Origin of the sequence: Shimia sp. R9_1, from assembly GCF_017743775.1 — a bacterium.
Lineage (GTDB): Bacteria > Pseudomonadota > Alphaproteobacteria > Rhodobacterales > Rhodobacteraceae > Shimia.
Genome location: NZ_JAGHRN010000004.1, coordinates 43,271 through 58,509, shown reverse-complemented (window position 1 = coordinate 58,509; position 15,239 = coordinate 43,271). Strand labels below are relative to the sequence as shown.

18 protein-coding genes are annotated in these 15,239 nt (G+C 58.9%); 8 read left to right on the top strand and 10 right to left on the bottom strand.

Annotation, left to right across the window (positions count from 1 at the left end):
- Positions 1–89: 89 nt before the first annotated feature.
- From J7399_RS13655 to aat, 7 genes are all read left to right on the top strand, one after another.
- A complete protein-coding gene (locus J7399_RS13655) occupies positions 90–1,445 on the top strand; it encodes an adenylate/guanylate cyclase domain-containing protein (RefSeq protein ID WP_209086913.1) in 1,356 nt (451 codons plus the stop codon).
- A gap of 191 nt (positions 1,446–1,636) precedes the next feature.
- Positions 1,637–2,359: a CoA transferase subunit A gene (locus J7399_RS13650; RefSeq protein WP_209081011.1), complete on the top strand. Its 723-nt coding sequence runs from the start codon at positions 1,637–1,639 to the stop codon at positions 2,357–2,359.
- 2 nt (positions 2,360–2,361) lie between these two features.
- Complete coding sequence (locus J7399_RS13645; protein WP_209086911.1) at positions 2,362–2,991, top strand: CoA transferase subunit B; 630 nt, start codon at positions 2,362–2,364, stop codon at positions 2,989–2,991.
- Between the two features lie 609 nt (positions 2,992–3,600).
- Positions 3,601–4,143 carry a helix-turn-helix transcriptional regulator gene (locus tag J7399_RS13640; protein ID WP_209081017.1) on the top strand — a complete coding sequence of 181 codons (543 nt, stop codon included), beginning with the start codon at positions 3,601–3,603 and terminating at the stop codon, positions 4,141–4,143.
- Positions 4,144–4,477: 334 nt separating this feature from the next.
- A complete protein-coding gene (accB, locus tag J7399_RS13635) occupies positions 4,478–4,981 on the top strand; it encodes an acetyl-CoA carboxylase biotin carboxyl carrier protein (RefSeq protein WP_209081025.1) in 504 nt (167 codons plus the stop codon).
- Between the two features lie 10 nt (positions 4,982–4,991).
- On the top strand, positions 4,992–6,344 hold the full coding sequence (gene accC, locus J7399_RS13630) for an acetyl-CoA carboxylase biotin carboxylase subunit (RefSeq protein ID WP_209086910.1): 1,353 nt from the start codon (positions 4,992–4,994) through the stop codon (positions 6,342–6,344).
- A gap of 19 nt (positions 6,345–6,363) precedes the next feature.
- Complete coding sequence (aat, locus tag J7399_RS13625) at positions 6,364–7,014, top strand: leucyl/phenylalanyl-tRNA--protein transferase (RefSeq protein WP_209086909.1); 651 nt, start codon at positions 6,364–6,366, stop codon at positions 7,012–7,014.
- Here aat and J7399_RS13620 read toward each other — a convergent pair.
- The 4 genes from J7399_RS13620 to J7399_RS13605 all read right to left on the bottom strand — a co-directional run bounded on the left by J7399_RS13620 (position 6,945) and on the right by J7399_RS13605 (position 8,797).
- Positions 6,945–7,436: a DUF2155 domain-containing protein gene (locus J7399_RS13620; protein ID WP_209086908.1), complete on the bottom strand. Its 492-nt coding sequence runs from the start codon at positions 7,434–7,436 to the stop codon at positions 6,945–6,947. The genes aat and J7399_RS13620 overlap by 70 nt on opposite strands.
- Before the next feature lies 1 nt (position 7,437).
- Complete coding sequence (mlaD, locus tag J7399_RS13615) at positions 7,438–7,887, bottom strand: outer membrane lipid asymmetry maintenance protein MlaD (protein ID WP_209081031.1); 450 nt, start codon at positions 7,885–7,887, stop codon at positions 7,438–7,440.
- 7 nt (positions 7,888–7,894) lie between these two features.
- Positions 7,895–8,284 carry an NADH:ubiquinone oxidoreductase subunit NDUFA12 gene (locus tag J7399_RS13610; protein ID WP_209086907.1) on the bottom strand — a complete coding sequence of 130 codons (390 nt, stop codon included), beginning with the start codon at positions 8,282–8,284 and terminating at the stop codon, positions 7,895–7,897.
- 102 nt (positions 8,285–8,386) lie between these two features.
- Positions 8,387–8,797: a glyoxalase superfamily protein gene (locus J7399_RS13605; protein WP_209086906.1), complete on the bottom strand. Its 411-nt coding sequence runs from the start codon at positions 8,795–8,797 to the stop codon at positions 8,387–8,389.
- A 209-nt stretch (positions 8,798–9,006) separates the two neighbouring features.
- Here J7399_RS13605 and J7399_RS13600 point away from each other — a divergent pair, with 209 nt between their 5' ends.
- Positions 9,007–10,122, top strand: coding sequence for a Hint domain-containing protein (locus tag J7399_RS13600; RefSeq protein WP_209086904.1), 1,116 nt, complete (start codon positions 9,007–9,009; stop codon positions 10,120–10,122).
- Between the two features lie 3 nt (positions 10,123–10,125).
- On the opposite strand, the gene J7399_RS13595 is transcribed toward J7399_RS13600, so the two are convergent.
- From J7399_RS13595 to J7399_RS13570, 6 genes are all read right to left on the bottom strand, one after another.
- Complete coding sequence (locus tag J7399_RS13595; RefSeq protein ID WP_209086902.1) at positions 10,126–11,010, bottom strand: DMT family transporter; 885 nt, start codon at positions 11,008–11,010, stop codon at positions 10,126–10,128.
- Between the two features lie 36 nt (positions 11,011–11,046).
- Positions 11,047–11,430, bottom strand: coding sequence for a RidA family protein (locus J7399_RS13590; protein WP_209086900.1), 384 nt, complete (start codon positions 11,428–11,430; stop codon positions 11,047–11,049).
- A 102-nt stretch (positions 11,431–11,532) separates the two neighbouring features.
- Complete coding sequence (locus J7399_RS13585; RefSeq protein WP_209086898.1) at positions 11,533–11,874, bottom strand: hypothetical protein; 342 nt, start codon at positions 11,872–11,874, stop codon at positions 11,533–11,535.
- A 263-nt stretch (positions 11,875–12,137) separates the two neighbouring features.
- Positions 12,138–12,407, bottom strand: coding sequence for a glutaredoxin (locus J7399_RS13580; protein WP_209086896.1), 270 nt, complete (start codon positions 12,405–12,407; stop codon positions 12,138–12,140).
- A 235-nt stretch (positions 12,408–12,642) separates the two neighbouring features.
- The gene (clpX, locus tag J7399_RS13575; RefSeq protein ID WP_209063820.1) at positions 12,643–13,908 is read right to left on the bottom strand and encodes an ATP-dependent Clp protease ATP-binding subunit ClpX; all 1,266 of its coding nucleotides are present in this window, start codon (positions 13,906–13,908) and stop codon (positions 12,643–12,645) included.
- Positions 13,909–14,042: 134 nt separating this feature from the next.
- Positions 14,043–14,675 carry an ATP-dependent Clp protease proteolytic subunit gene (locus J7399_RS13570; protein WP_209063822.1) on the bottom strand — a complete coding sequence of 211 codons (633 nt, stop codon included), beginning with the start codon at positions 14,673–14,675 and terminating at the stop codon, positions 14,043–14,045.
- Positions 14,676–15,239 lie beyond the last annotated feature (564 nt).

Genomic DNA, 15,239 nt, shown 5'->3' with positions numbered 1-15,239 from the left:
TGTTTTTGTGCAAAGGGCACGCCACAAAACTGTCGATTTCTGCCCGACAATGCCCAACACTGTAGATCTGTGCAAAGTGTGAGGGTGGTATGAGTGAAAGCGGCTATGTGGAGTGTGACGGGCTTAGTATCGCCTACCGCAGCTCCGGCTCCGGTCCTCTCGCCATTCTCATGGTGCCCGGTATTTTCTCCCATTGCGAACTCTATCACGACTTCCCACAATACAGCGACTTCATCGCCCGACTGACGGAATTCGCCCGCGTGGTCGAATTTGACAAGCGCGGTCAGGGGTTTTCTGATCGCCTAAGTGCCGCGCCCACGCTGGAAGAACGCGCCAATGACATCTCCGCATTGATCACCGCGTTGAACCTTGACGATTGCGTGCTCTTCGGCCTCTCCGAAGGGGCGGCCATGGCCCTGCTCTATGCGGCCACACACCCCTCTGACATCTCCAAGGTGATCACCTTTGGCGCCTATGCCAAAGCCTGCGGCAGCGCCGATTACCCCCATATGCCCCCCGCAGATGTGCGCCGCGCAGCCATTGAACACACTTTGGCGCGTTGGGGCACGGGGGAAACCCTTGGGATCTTCGTGCCCGAACTGGCGCATTCGCCTGCCGCTCAACAGCTCTTTGGCAAGATCCAGCGCGCCTCCTGCCCCCCGGCAGCCATGCGCCAGTATTTTGATCTCAATCTGCAAATCGACATCCGCGCCATTCTAGGCTTGGTGCAGCACCCGACGCTTGTTTTGCACCACAGCACCGATCAGCAGGTGCCCATCGAAAACAGCACCTATATTGCCAAACAGGTGCCCAATGCGCGGTTTGAAGATTGCGGCCCCGGCGGGCATTTCTTCTGGGGCAATGACAACGCGCGGATCGTGGCAACCATACGGTCTTTCCTGATGGACCGCCCAATGCACCAGCTTGATACCCAAAGGGTGCTCGCCACCCCGCTCTTTGCCGATATCGTACACTCCACCGAAGCCGCCAAAGCTGCGGGTGACCATAAATGGCACGTCCTGCTGCAGAAAATGGAAGCACAAGCCGCAGCCTGCATTGATCTTTTCGGGGGCCGCCTGATCAAGTTCACCGGTGATGGCCTGCTGGCCCTGTTTGATGCACCGGGCCGCGCCGTCGACTGCGCGCTCAACCTGCGCAAAACCTTACGTGCATTGGGGCTGCAAAGCCGCATCGGCCTGCACACCGGCGAAATCGAGTTGCGCGGCGCAGACATCGGCGGCCTCGCCGTGCATGCCGCAGCCCGGATCGAAGCCCTCTGCCAGCCCGGCCAAATCCTCGTCTCGCGCACAGTCACCGAACTCACCATCGGCAAAACCTCACTGGCCTTTGATCCGATAGGCACGCACCAGCTCAAGGGCTTTGACACCCCATGGCCAATCTTTGAAGTGCATCAAGACCCACACTATGTCTCCTCAACGGCCTAGCGAACAAACAGCCCCCCATCCAAACTTCATTCTGCGCCAAATACTCCGGGGAGCGCGAGGGGCGGGCCCCTCGCCCTGTCCCGCAAACAGCCCCCCGTAGTAATACGCCTTTGCCCCTGCGGTCGTTGACTCCCCTGTGACGCCCCGTCACAACTTTGCGCAATTTGCTGACCCTAGGGAGAGAGACACCCATGAAAAAGGTATATGCCAATGCCGCAGACGCGCTTGAGGGCGTGCTGTCTGACGGCATGTTCATCGCCTCAGGCGGCTTTGGCCTCTGCGGCATCCCCGAGCTTCTGCTCGACGCCATCAAAGACAGCGGCGTCAAAGACCTGACCTTCGCCTCCAACAACGCGGGCGTTGATGATTTTGGCATCGGCATCCTGCTGCAGACCAAACAGGTCAAAAAGATGATCAGCTCCTATGTGGGCGAAAACGCGGAATTCATGCGCCAGTATCTCTCCGGCGAGCTGGAGCTGGAGTTCAACCCGCAGGGCACGCTGGCCGAGCGCATGCGCGCCGGTGGTGCGGGCATTCCGGGCTTCTTCACCAAGACCGGCGTGGGCACCGTGATTGCCGAAGGCAAACTGGAAAAGCAGTTCCCCACCGGGCCGGATGGCGCCATGGAAGACTACATCATGGAAGAGGGCATCTTTGCCGATCTGGCCATTGTGAAAGCCTGGAAAGCCGATGAAACCGGCAATCTGGTGTTCCGCAAAACCGCGCGCAACTTCAACGCGCCCGCAGCCACCTGCGGCAAGATCTGCATCGCCGAGGTTGAGGAAATCGTGCCCACTGGCTCGCTGGATCCGGACGCGATCCACCTGCCCGGCATCTATGTGCACCGCATCATTCAGGGCGACCACGAAAAACGCATCGAACAGCGCACTGTGCGCCCGCGCGAGGAGGCATAACAATGGCTTGGGATCGCAATCAAATGGCGGCACGCGCCGCACAGGAACTGCAAGACGGCTGGTATGTGAACCTCGGCATCGGCATCCCGACGCTGGTGTCCAACTACATCCCCGAAGGTGTCGAAGTCACACTGCAATCTGAAAACGGCATGCTTGGCATGGGCCCCTTCCCTATTGAGGGAGATGAGGACGCAGACCTGATCAACGCCGGCAAACAGACCATCACCGAGCTGCCGCAAACCGCCTATTTTGACAGCGCGCAGAGCTTTGCGATGATCCGTGGCGGCAAAATCGCCATGGCCATCCTTGGCGCGATGGAAGTGGCGGAAAACGGTGATCTGGCCAACTGGATGATCCCCGGCAAGCTGGTGAAAGGCATGGGCGGCGCAATGGATCTGGTCGCCGGCGTGGGCCGCGTGGTGGTTGTGATGGATCACGCCAACAAACACGGCCAATCCAAAGTGCTGAAGGAATGCACCCTGCCCCTCACCGGCAAAGGCGTCGTGGACCGCATCATCACCAACCTCGGTGTGCTTGATGTGGTTGAAGGCGGCCTGAAGCTTGTCGAGCTGGCCGATGGTGTCACGGAAGAAGAGTTCCGCGCCGCAACCGAGGCCACGCTGGTCAACTAAACTGCGCGCGACTTTACAAAGATCTCAACGCCCTGCCAGCTTCTGGCGGGGCGTTTTTTCACGCTGTGCGCCCAAGACAATCACGTCACTTCGCCACCTGTCATGCAATCGTTACATTCCGCGTCTTACAATTGAGACAGACATGAGACGTGTTTCGATTTTACAGGTTGCTAAGGTCACAAGAGGTTGGACAGCTCTAACCTCGCCAAAGCTTCCCAACGCGCTCTCGTCTGACCTTCCGAAACAACAGATGGAAACAGCTTATGCTGAGCTACAGTGCGGATACCGGATGGGTATTCCACCCTTTTCAATGCGCCTTGATGATCGCGTTCATCGCCTTCTCCCTTTACCGAAACCGGGTTCGAAGGAAATCCCTGCGACAACAAGACGACGGCCTCTACGTCTGGATAGAATGGCATGGCGACGAAAGAAGCTCTTACACTGACCCCTCCGCAGCGGGCGGTGCGTGGGACAGCGATGGAGACGGCGACGGAGGCGATTGATCGGCCTCTTTTTTTTGTTCAAAATCCAAACCTGAAATACACCGTATAGCCAAGCCCCTAACGCCCCCCTTCCCCTTTCCCCACAGCTATGCCATCACTGCGCCCCATGGAACTTCACGCACTGGCCTTTGATCACGCCCCCGTCGGGCTCTGCATTCTTCAGAACCGTATCATTTCGCGCGCAAATCTGCGCTTTGGCGAGATGTTTGGCTTGCCTGCAGAGGCCTGCGCAGCACGCTCTATTGCCGAATTCTACGCCTCGCAGGAAGACTACCGGACCATTGGCGAGCGGGTCTATTCCGCCATTGCCGACACCGGGCGCTACAGTGATGAGCGCGTGATGCGCCGCAGCGATGGCACGCTGTTTTGGTGCCGCGTACGCGGCCAGTCCACCTCACCCGACAACCCGTTTCAGAAAAGCGTCTGGTCTTTTGCAGACCTGTCTGAGGACCGCCCCGTGGTCGAGCTCACCCAGCGCGAGCGTGAAGTGGCCATCCTGACCTGCCGCGGCATGACCTCCAAGGAAATCGGTCTGGAGCTGGATCTGTCTTATCGCACCGTTGAGGAATACCGCGCCCGCCTGCTGCGCAAATTTGGCGCGCGCAAGCTGGCCGAACTTGTGGCGAAACTTGCCGGCATGCCGCTCTAGCGCCCTCTGCGCCGGCTCTTGCCGTTCAGCTGCATTGCCCGGCACAGGCCAACACTGCCCGACATCTGCGGCACGCGCGCCCGAAAGGCAGGACAAATTGTGACCCCACGTCACCGAGTCACCGCGCACGGACAGCACTGCGTTGACATCTGAGGACAGCGCTGCGCGTAAAATTGGCCACAAATGCCTGTTCAAGGCTGGAAAACAACGTCTTTTCCCCCCATCTGAAAGGCCAGTTCAGCTTTCCTACAGGGTGCTTTTTCTCTATAAGCGCCGCAAGGGAAACCAGAATAAGACTCAACCGCGTTTTGCGCGAAGAGGATAGAAAACGGAAATGAGCAAGAAAAATCACGACTCCGATGTGGCCTTCATCTCTGCACTGGCAGAGCTCCTGCGCGAAAACGACCTGACCGAGCTGGAAGTCATGCGCGAATATGGCGAGGACGACAGCCTGAACGTGCGTGTCAGCCGCCAGACCCAAGTGGTCGCCGCACCGGCCCAAGTCGCCGTCGCTGCCCCCGCAGCCGCAGCCCCAGCCGCCGCACCGGCAGCCCCTGCGGCAGCCGCCGCACCGGCAGCAGCAGAAGCAGATCCAGCAAGCCACCCGGGCGCTGTGACCTCGCCGATGGTTGGCACCGTGTACCTGCAGCCGGAACCCGGCGCGGCCTCCTTCATCAGCGTCGGTCAGACCGTCAGCGAAGGCGACACCCTGCTGATCGTGGAAGCGATGAAAACCATGAACCACATCCCGGCCACCAAATCCGGCACCGTGAAGCGCATTCTGGTGGCAGATGGCGACACCGTGGAATACGGCGCGCCGCTGGTGATCATCGAATAAGGGTTCTGTAATGTTTGACAAAATCCTGATCGCCAACCGCGGAGAAATCGCCCTGCGCGTGATCCGTGCGTGCCGCGAAATGGGCATCAAATCGGTCGCGGTGCACTCCACCGCCGATGCGGATGCGATGCACGTGCGGATGGCGGATGAGGCGATCTGTATCGGCCCTGCGCCGGGCACAGACAGCTATCTGAACATGGCCTCCATCATCGCGGCCTGCGAAGTCACCGGCGCTCAGGCGATCCACCCGGGCTATGGCTTCCTGTCTGAGAACGCTAACTTTGTGCAGATCGTCGAAGACCACGACCTGACCTTCATCGGCCCAACCGCCGAGCACATCCGTGTGATGGGCGACAAGATCACCGCCAAAGACACGATGATCAAACTCGGCGTGCCCTGCGTGCCCGGCTCTGACGGCGGTGTGCAGGATCTGGCCGCGGCCAAGAAGCTTGGCGAAGAGATGGGCTATCCGGTCATCATCAAAGCCACCGCCGGTGGGGGTGGTCGCGGCATGAAAGTGGCGCAAACCGCCGCGGACATGGAAAGCGCCTTTATGACCGCGCGCGCCGAGGGCAAAGCCGCCTTTGGCAACGATGAAGTCTATATCGAGAAGTACCTCACCACCCCGCGCCACATCGAAATTCAGGTGTTTGGCGACGGCAAAGGCAATGCAGTGCATCTGGGCGAGCGGGACTGCTCCCTGCAGCGTCGTCACCAGAAAGTGTTTGAAGAGGCCCCCGGCCCCTCCATCACACCGGAAGAGCGCGCGCGCATCGGGAAAATCTGTGCGGATGCGGTTGCCAAGATCAACTACATCGGCGCGGGCACCATCGAGTTCCTCTATGAAAACGGCGAGTTCTATTTCATCGAAATGAACACCCGTCTGCAGGTGGAACACCCGGTGACCGAAGGCATCTTTGGTGTGGACCTTGTACGCGAGCAAATCCTCGTGGCCGCAGGCGAGCCCATGTCCTTTGGCCAGGATGATCTGGAGATCAACGGCCACGCGATTGAAGTGCGTATCAACGCTGAGAAACTGCCGGATTTCGCCCCGCGTCCCGGCAAGATCACAGCCTACCACGCACCTGGCGGCCTCGGCGTGCGCATGGACAGCGCGCTTTATGACGGCTACTCCATCCCGCCATATTACGACAGCCTGATCGGCAAGCTGATCGTGCATGGCCGCGACCGTGCCGAGGCGCTCGCGCGTCTGGACCGCGCTCTGGGTGAGTTGATCATCGACGGCATCGAAACCACGACGCCGCTCTTCCACATGCTGCTTCAGGAAAAAGACATCCACACCGGCGAATACAACATTCACTGGTTGGAGAAGTGGCTCGACGCCAATATGGCGGAGGGCTGATCCTGCTTGGGCGCGCATCATGAGCGAGGTCACACCGGACCTCTTGATGCGCGCCTATGGCATGGGGGTGTTCCCCATGTCCGAAAACCGCGATGACCCGGACATCTTCTGGGTGGACCCGATCCGCCGCGGTATTTTCCCCCTCGATGGTTTCCACATCTCCCGCAGCTTGGCCCGCCGCATCCGGCGTGGCGCTTATGACGTGTCCCTGAACGCCGATTTTGAGGGGGTGCTCTACGGCTGCGCCGATCGCGATGAAACCTGGATCAACGCACAGATCCACCAGCTCTATGTCGATCTGCACCAGCGCGAACAGGCCCATTCTCTGGAGGTCTGGGACGGCTCCCGTCTGGTGGGTGGTATCTATGGCGTGACCCTTGGTGCCGCCTTCTTTGGCGAAAGCATGTTCTCCCGCGCCACAGACGCCTCCAAAGTGGCGCTCGCCTTTTTGATAGAGCATCTGCGCCGCTGCGGCTTCACACTGTTTGACACGCAGTTTCTGACCGAACACCTCGCCTCACTGGGCGCCATTGAGGTGCCCCGCGCAGATTATCATCGGATGCTCACATGGGCGCAGCGACAGGACGCTGACATCACCGCTCACTCGCTGCCGACAGCCTCAGAGGTGCTGGCCTCAGCCACTTTGCAGCGCAAGACCCAGACGTCATAACGCGGGTGATCCAGCGCGCTCAGCGCCGGAGAGCTGGCAATCATCCAGCCCTGAAACAGATTTGCCCCTGCCCCCTGATCCTCAAAGACCGAGATAAACGCATAGGCTTCACCAGTGGCGTTCTCGCTGGGGTGACGGCATTGCGCCATATCCACACGCAGGGTGCCAAAGTTGACGCTATAGCCGTTTTGCAGTTCAAAATCAGCCACTTGCCCGGTGAGCTTGTCCAGCCCCCGCAGCATCGCCCCCTCGCCCACAGAGGCGGCCACAACTGTTTCGCTGGTCACATCGCCCAGAGGAATATCAAGCGGCTCATAGCGCAGCGGCGCAATGTCGAGCGTCTCGATGATGATCTCCTGCGCCACCGCGGGCGCAACAGCCAAACCCGCCGTCAGCGCAAGCGCCGTTGCCGCTCTGCGCATCTCAGCTCTCTCCGCTGCCGCTGACAAACTTCAGCAACAGCGAGATCAGGCTGACAGAACCCTGCGTGTCTTCAATCTCGTCGCCGGCCTCAAAGTTGAACGGCGAGCCACCCGGCAGAATTTCCACAAAATTGCCGCCCAGCAGCCCTTCAGAGGAAATCACAACCGCACTGTCATCAGGCAGTTCAATGCCATTGGCGACGTTGAAATTCGCCGTCGCGCGGAAGGTTGCCGGGTCCAGCTGCACATCGGTCACCGTACCGATCTTCACACCGGCCAGCCGCACATCCGTGCCCACGCTGATACCCTCAATGGAGCGGAAAGATGCGTTCAGCCCATAGCCGCCCGTATCACCGCCCACATTGGAAAACTGCGCGCCATACAGCAGAAAGCCTGCTGCCACCGCGACCACAGCCGCGCCTACAAAAGTCTCAGTACGTACCGCCGACATGGGCTAATTACTCCGGGCTCCAAGCCTCATAATCAGAGCGCTCTACCGGAGCTTTGCCCGTGGCTCTGATCGATCCTGCCGGCGCATAGGCCAAAGCCGAGCCGGTCACATTTTCCTGATGTGGGATTTCCCACGTTTTATGCGCCAATGGCTTTTCCGAGGGTACCTCGTCAAAGGTCCGGTGCAGCCATCCATGCCAATCCGCGCCCACGCGGCTGGCTTCGGCTTCACCGTTGTAGATCACCCAGCGTTTTGAATCATTGGCGTTGCGGTAATAGACATTGCCTTCAGCATCTTCCCCAACTTTGATGCCTTTGCGCACCGTATAGAGTTTGGTGTTCAGCGTGGCGCCATTCCACCAGGTCAATACGTTGTTGATTGTGCTCAGAATGCCCATGGGAGTCTCCGCAAATACATGTTCCATATGGACCATTTGCCCTCAAAGGTCCAGTCCGCAGAGCCCCTTGGTAAAGAGATCGCGAACAGGCCGTGCGCCCGGTCACTGCGCCTGCGCGTTTTGCTCGCAAAATGTGAGCTTATTGCCAAACGGATCGGTCACTTTCACCTGCTGGCCCCAGGGCATGGTCTCAAGCCCCAGCCGCAGGTTGTCCGGGTTGCGCGCAACAAGCTCCGCATGAAAGGCCTCCACGTCCTCCATCGGCACAAAGCAGCCACTCCCGGGTGTCGCATCGCCAAAATGCTCGGTCAGATGCAACAGGCAGTTCTGCCGGGAAATCTGCATATAAAGCGGGAAATCCACATCGTGGCGATGTTCCCAATCTTTGGAAAAACCCAGGAAATCCAAATAGAAAGCCCGCGCATGTGCCTCATCAAACATCCGCAAGATCGGGATGGCTGATTTCAGGACGCTGCCGCCCTCATGGCCGCCTTGTGAAGCTGTTTCCGCCATAGGTCCCCGCCGCTCCCGTCAGAGTTGAAACGCATTCTCCCTTCACCAAAGGCCACCGCCTGAGCGTTGTCAATCTTCTTGACCTAGGAGTATGGGAAACCCGACGCATCTCAGCAAGAAACGGCCAAATGCGTAAAATGCGAACCATCAAAGGTATGTAAGGGAGTTTCCTTTAACGCTGGTGCAAACAGCCCACAAAGGATGATCTCATGGTAATGCGCAAATTCATGGCCAGCGACAGTCAGGCGCTGAAGATCACCTCCGACAGCCCATTTGGCACCGCAGGCAGCTCCATCATCAACAACTCCTCGACCCCGGATGGCACCGTATTTCAATTCACCGGCGGCTATAAGGATTTCATGATTTCACTGGAGGACACCAGCAGCGACTCCTCCATGTTCAACGACAACGCCGCGGACAACCACGTCATCGTCGACGGTAAGGGCTTGATCGCAGATGGCACCAAGGTGGAATCTGAGTCCCACATCTATGTGCAAAAGCTCGATGCCTACGGCTTTCCAACAGGCCCTCAGATCAAACTTACCGTATTCTCAAAAGGCGGGAACACTTCTGATGTCTGGGGATTTGCCACCGACGGCTCGCTTATGGATGGTGCCAAATACGTCAAAGTCATGGGCAGCAACTACGGGGACAGCAAATACAGCGACTTCAAAGATGTGGATGGCGTGCCCTGCTTTGCCGCAAACACCCATATCGCCACCCCAGCAGGCCCCCGCAAAGTTCAGGATCTCTGCCCCGGCGATCTGGTTCTGACCTTTGATCACGGCCCCCAACCCGTGCAATGGGCGACCTCCACCCATAAGGCGCTGCCTGCAACCTCAAAGCTCCACCCGATCCTCATTTCAGCGGGTGCGCTCGGCTGCGATCTGCCGTTTCGCGATCTGATTGTCTCCCCCCAGCACCGGGTGCTGATCCGCCAACAGGACGCCGAGCTCTTTGCCCCGGCCAAGGCGCTGACCTCTCTGGCTGGCATCCGGGTGCTCTCTGAATGGCAGCAGGTGGAGTATTTTCATATTCTGCTGCCAAGCCACGCGGTGATTTTGTCCGAAGGGCTTGCGACCGAAAGCTTCTTTCCCGGCCCCATGGCCCTCGCCGCGCTGTCTGAGGAAAACCGCAGCTCACTGAGCGCCCACATTGGTGACAGCAACGCCTACGCAGACACCTGCCGCCCCACTTTGTCGGTACGCCAGACCCGCGACTGGCTCGCCAAACGGCCTGCGGACGAGCAAGGCGACCTCGGGTACGGCTTTCAAACCCTTCAGGAAAACCGGAGGGCAGAGATCACCCGCTCTCTCAGCGCCTGAACTTCACCGCTTCCCGCGCCAGAGGATCACAAGCCCTGAGAGCACGATCAGCAGGCTGCCTGCGATCATCATCGCGTCGAGCCCTTCACCAAACACAATCACCCCGAGTGCCACGCCAAACAGCAAACGGCTGTAGCGGAACGGGGTCACCGCAGAGACCTCCCCGGTGCGCATCGCCCGCATCAGCGCGCTATAGGCAAAGACGCCACAAGCCACCGCCGCCGCCACCGCCAGAAGCGCGTTGGGCTGCGGGGTGTGAAACGGCTGCTGCTCCCACAGCACCCCATAAAGCGCCCCGGCCAGCACAATCGCCAGAAACCCATAGAGCCCCAAAACAGCCGTCCCAAGGCTCGCAGGGGCGGCCCGGCTGGCCAGATCACGTCCGGCAAAGCCCAGCATCCCGCCAACCGCCAGTAACGACAGCAGGGTGAAACTGTCCCCGCCAGGCCGCACCACCAGCACAACGCCCAGCAATCCGATCACAATTGCCAACCAGCGCCGCCAACCGACACGTTCGCCCAGCACCAGCGCCGCAAAGGCCACCACCACAATCGGTGTGGCCTGCAGGATCACCGTGGTTGAGGACAGCGGCGTCAGCGCCAGCGACAGGGTGAAAAACAGCCGCCCGAAAATCTCAAAGAACACCCGCACCTGCATCGGGCGCGACAGCACCTCCTTAGGGGCCAACGGCTGCCCTTTGGCGCGCAGCCACAGAGCAAACACCATGGCCCCGCCCGCCCCGAACAACACCATCACCTGCGCGATCGGCAGGCTCTGAGCGGCGGCCTTCAAAAAGGCATCCTCCACCGCAAAGCCGGCCATAGCCGCAACCATAAACAGGCTGCCCAGCCGATTGGCCGCACGATCCGTGGCAATATGAGAGGTCATGTCAAAGCGCTTTCGCTGAGGGCTGCGGACAGCGATTTAGGAGGCCACGCGCGCGGTGACTTCGATCTCGATCTTCATGGCGTCTTCCATAAGGTCCGCGATGATCATCGTCGCCGCTGGCTTGGCTTTGGCAAAAACCTCACTGGTCACCGGCCAGCATTTCTCAAAATCACTGCCATCGGGCAGAATATAGTTCACCCGCACCACATCATCGAGGCTGCTACCCGCCGCCTCAAGCGCCTTGCCGATGGTCGCCAGCGTGTTGCGGCACTGATCCACCACATCCTCAGGCAGGGTCATGGTCTCGTAATCATAGCCCGTGGTGCCGGACACAAAGACCCAGCCATCGGCCACAACCGCACGGGAATAGCCAATTTTTTCTTCAAAGGGGGATCCGGTGGAAATGTGACGTACGCCCATGATGCGCTCCTGAATATTTGTTCAGGTCAGACATCCTCCGGTAGAGGGGAACTGTCAATGGCTACCGACGTCAGGCGTGGACGTTAACGCCTCTTGTTGCTCTTAGCAGTTTCGCGTGTCTGCCTCCGCCTGCTGGAGCCCTTTCAAAACTGCTTCCAAATGCTCGCGGCTTTCGAATTTGTATACCGCTGCCTCATTGCCAGTTCGGCTTCGGGTAAATACCCCCCACTTCTCAAGGACCGCCAGCCCTTTGCTCACAATTATTCCGCCGAGCATTTCTTCCAATTGGCTTCGCGGTATCTGAATTTCCAGACCTTCACCCCGATCCATAAGGATCAAAAAAGCCTCAACCAACGCACCAGCGAGCAACAGGTTTTCCCGATCATGCCTTAAGGGTGGTTTGTAGGGTGAGCTTGTCCACTTTCCACCTGAGATATGGCGCATGGCCCCCTCAACAAAAGCGCGCATTCCATTTGGCAAACTTTCTCTATACGTGTACAGATGGAAGCAACATGCTGCAAACTTCACCCCCTAAATTGCGCCGTCGGGGCAACACCCCAAGCACCCAAGATACAATCGCCTGACGGCGAATCGCCGCTGGCTTGGGGCTTCGCACAATAAGACTGAACCCCCAAGTTCGGCGACTTAGTCCAGCCCCGACACTGGATGAGGGTAAACCCCAGCGCTCCAGATTTTCACGACGACGCCTAGCGCTTCCAAAACCGTTTGGACTTAGGCTTTTGCCCCTGCAGATGCTTCTTCAGATCGGTAAACCCGCCAATTTTGACCCCATCAATGAAAATCAGCGGCGTCGTGGTGATGTGATGCTTGTCTTTAAACGCATCCGTCTCCCGCCGTGTGCGCAGGATATGTTCCTCAATCTCAAACTTCTCCCGCTTGAGCAGGTCACGCGCAGCGGTGCCATAGCCACAGGTATAGTTGGGCAGATCCATGCGATAGAGTACGGCTTTGGGCATTTGAACAGGTCCTTTGTTAGCGCGCCCGATATTGGCCCCCGCGCCCCCAATGGCAACCAGCCCCCCGCTCACATTTGCGTGCGCTGCGCCTTCTCATTCGTCAAATATCCTGGGGTGAATGTGCGCGCCCCGCGCGCAGAGGGGCAAAGCCCCTGCCCTCAGCGCTTCACATCACCACCAAACAAAAAAGGCGCCCCAACCGGAGCGCCCTTTCAAACTCTATCCGCAGAAAGCCTCAGCCCGCAGAGGCTGGCTCTTTCTCTGCTTCGCCGTGGATCATCAGCGGCGCGGCCTGAGTGGTTGCGGCTTCTTCGTTCACCACAACCTCGGTCACGCTCTCCTGACCCGGCAGCTCGAACATGGTGTCCAGCAGGATCTCTTCGAGAATGGAGCGCAGGCCACGGGCACCGGTCTTACGTTCAATCGCGCGGCGGGCAATCGCTTTCAGCGCCTCATCAGTGAAGGTCAGCTGCACATCTTCCAGCTCAAACAGACGCTGATATTGTTTCACCAGCGCGTTCTTGGGCTGGGTCAGAATGATCACCAGCGCGTCTTCGTCCAGATCTTCCAGCGTTGCCAGCACCGGCAGGCGGCCGACAAATTCCGGGATCAGACCAAATTTCAGCAGATCTTCCGGCTCCAGATCCTGGAAGATCTCGCCGACACCGCGCTCATCATTGTCCCGCACATCGGCGCCAAAGCCCATTGCAGAGCCCTTGCCGCGCTGCGCAATGATCCGGTCCAGACCGGCGAACGCGCCGCCACAGATGAACAGGATGTTGGTCGTGTCCACCTGCAGGAACTCCTGCTGCGGATGCTTGCGGCCACCCTGCGGAGGCACGCTCGCCACGGTGCCTTCCATCAGCTTCAGAAGCGCCTGCTGCACGCCTTCGCCAGACACGTCACGGGTGATCGACGGGTTCTCGGATTTGCGCGTGATCTTGTCGACCTCGTCGATATAAACGATGCCGCGCTGCGCACGCTCCACGTTATATTCCGACGCCTGCAGAAGCTTCAGAATGATGTTCTCGACATCCTCACCCACATAACCGGCTTCGGTCAGCGTGGTCGCATCCGCCATGGTGAAAGGCACATCCAGAATCCGCGCCAGCGTCTGCGCCAGCAGCGTCTTGCCGCAGCCCGTCGGGCCGATCAGCAGGATGTTGGATTTCGCCAGCTCAATATCGCCACCCTTCTGGGCGTGGTTGAGGCGTTTGTAGTGGTTGTGCACCGCCACAGACAGCACTCGCTTGGCCACAGCCTGACCAATCACATAGTCGTCCAGCACGTCGCAGATCTCGCGCGGTGTTGGCACACCCTCTGAAGCCTTCAGCCCGCTGGCCTTGGTCTCTTCGCGGATGATGTCCATGCAAAGTTCGACACATTCATCACAGATGAAAACGGTTGGACCCGCAATCAGTTTGCGCACTTCGTGCTGACTCTTGCCGCAGAAGCTGCAGTAGAGAGTGTTCTTGCTGTCACCACCGGATGTGTTCGACATGTCTTCCCTTTCAGGCCCAAAACCTCGGCCTCAGTTCTGTGAGGCCCCCGCGTTTCAGCCAGCTTAGGACAGGCGCAAACGGGGTACAATGCGAAAGTGCCCGATGGCGACCACGCGTCACCGGGCACTTATTTTCAATTCTCTTCGTCGTCGCCTTTGGCGCGATTTTCGACGATTTCGTCGATCAGACCCCAGTCTTTGGCCTCTTCCGGGCTCATGAAGTTGTCGCGCTCAAGCCCCTGCTCCACCTCTTCATAGGTGCGGCCGGTGTGCTTCACGTAAATTTCATTGAGACGCTTCTTCAGCTTCAGGGTTTCCTCGGCGTGGATCATGATGTCCGTCGCCTGACCCTGATAGCCGCCGGATGGCTGGTGCACCATCACGCGCGAGTTTGGCAGAGAGAAACGCATGCCCGCTTCACCGGCGGTCAGCAGCAAGGAGCCCATGGAGGCCGCCTGGCCAATCACCAGCGTGCTCACCTTCGGCTTGATGTACTGCATGGTGTCATAGATCGACAGACCGGAGGTCACCACGCCGCCGGGGCTGTTGATGTACATGCTGATTTCTTTGGAGGGGTTTTCCGCCTCAAGGTGCAGAAGCTGCGCCACGATCAGCGAGGACATGCCGTCATGCACAGGACCGTTGAGGAAGATGATGCGCTCTTTCAGCAGGCGCGAGAAAATATCATAGGCGCGCTCACCACGGCTGGTCTGTTCCACAACCATGGGCACAAGGGTGTTCATATAAGTCTCAAAAGGGTCTTTCATATCGCCTGCCTGTTGATCGCTTCGGCCCGACCGTCGGACCCTACCAAGAGAGTCTTAGTGGTGGGCTCGGAGGGCTGCAAGGCCACCTAAGTATTTTTGAGTTAAAGCGGGGTAAAGGTGGGGGGCGAAAGCACAACGTAAAGGGTCAGAGGTGAGAGTCACAAAATCGCTCACCTGATAGGCCCCCTATGACAAAGCTCCGCTTTGGCAGCGCCCCGTCGACCGGCAGGGACCTGCGCAGCAAGCTCCCGAGAGGTGAACCGCCCCCGTCAAACTGAAGGTTTGCCTTCGGCAAAACGCGGGCGCTTCGTTCCCATCCCCTCGGTTCGTGAGCGGGATCAAACTTCCTTTCAACCAAAAAATTGCTTGGTTTTCTCGCAGCCCCGCCACAAGTTAAGTTCCAAGGTGTTATGACAGTAGCTGGATGCATGACAAATGATTTCAAACGCACCCGCGCTACTTTCTATGGTCATCGCGGCTTTTTTTTGCCTTTGGGCAGCAGGCTTCGCACCTCACAAAACGCCCAGATGGACACAGCCGCGCGCGCTTTGGCTGGCTAACCTT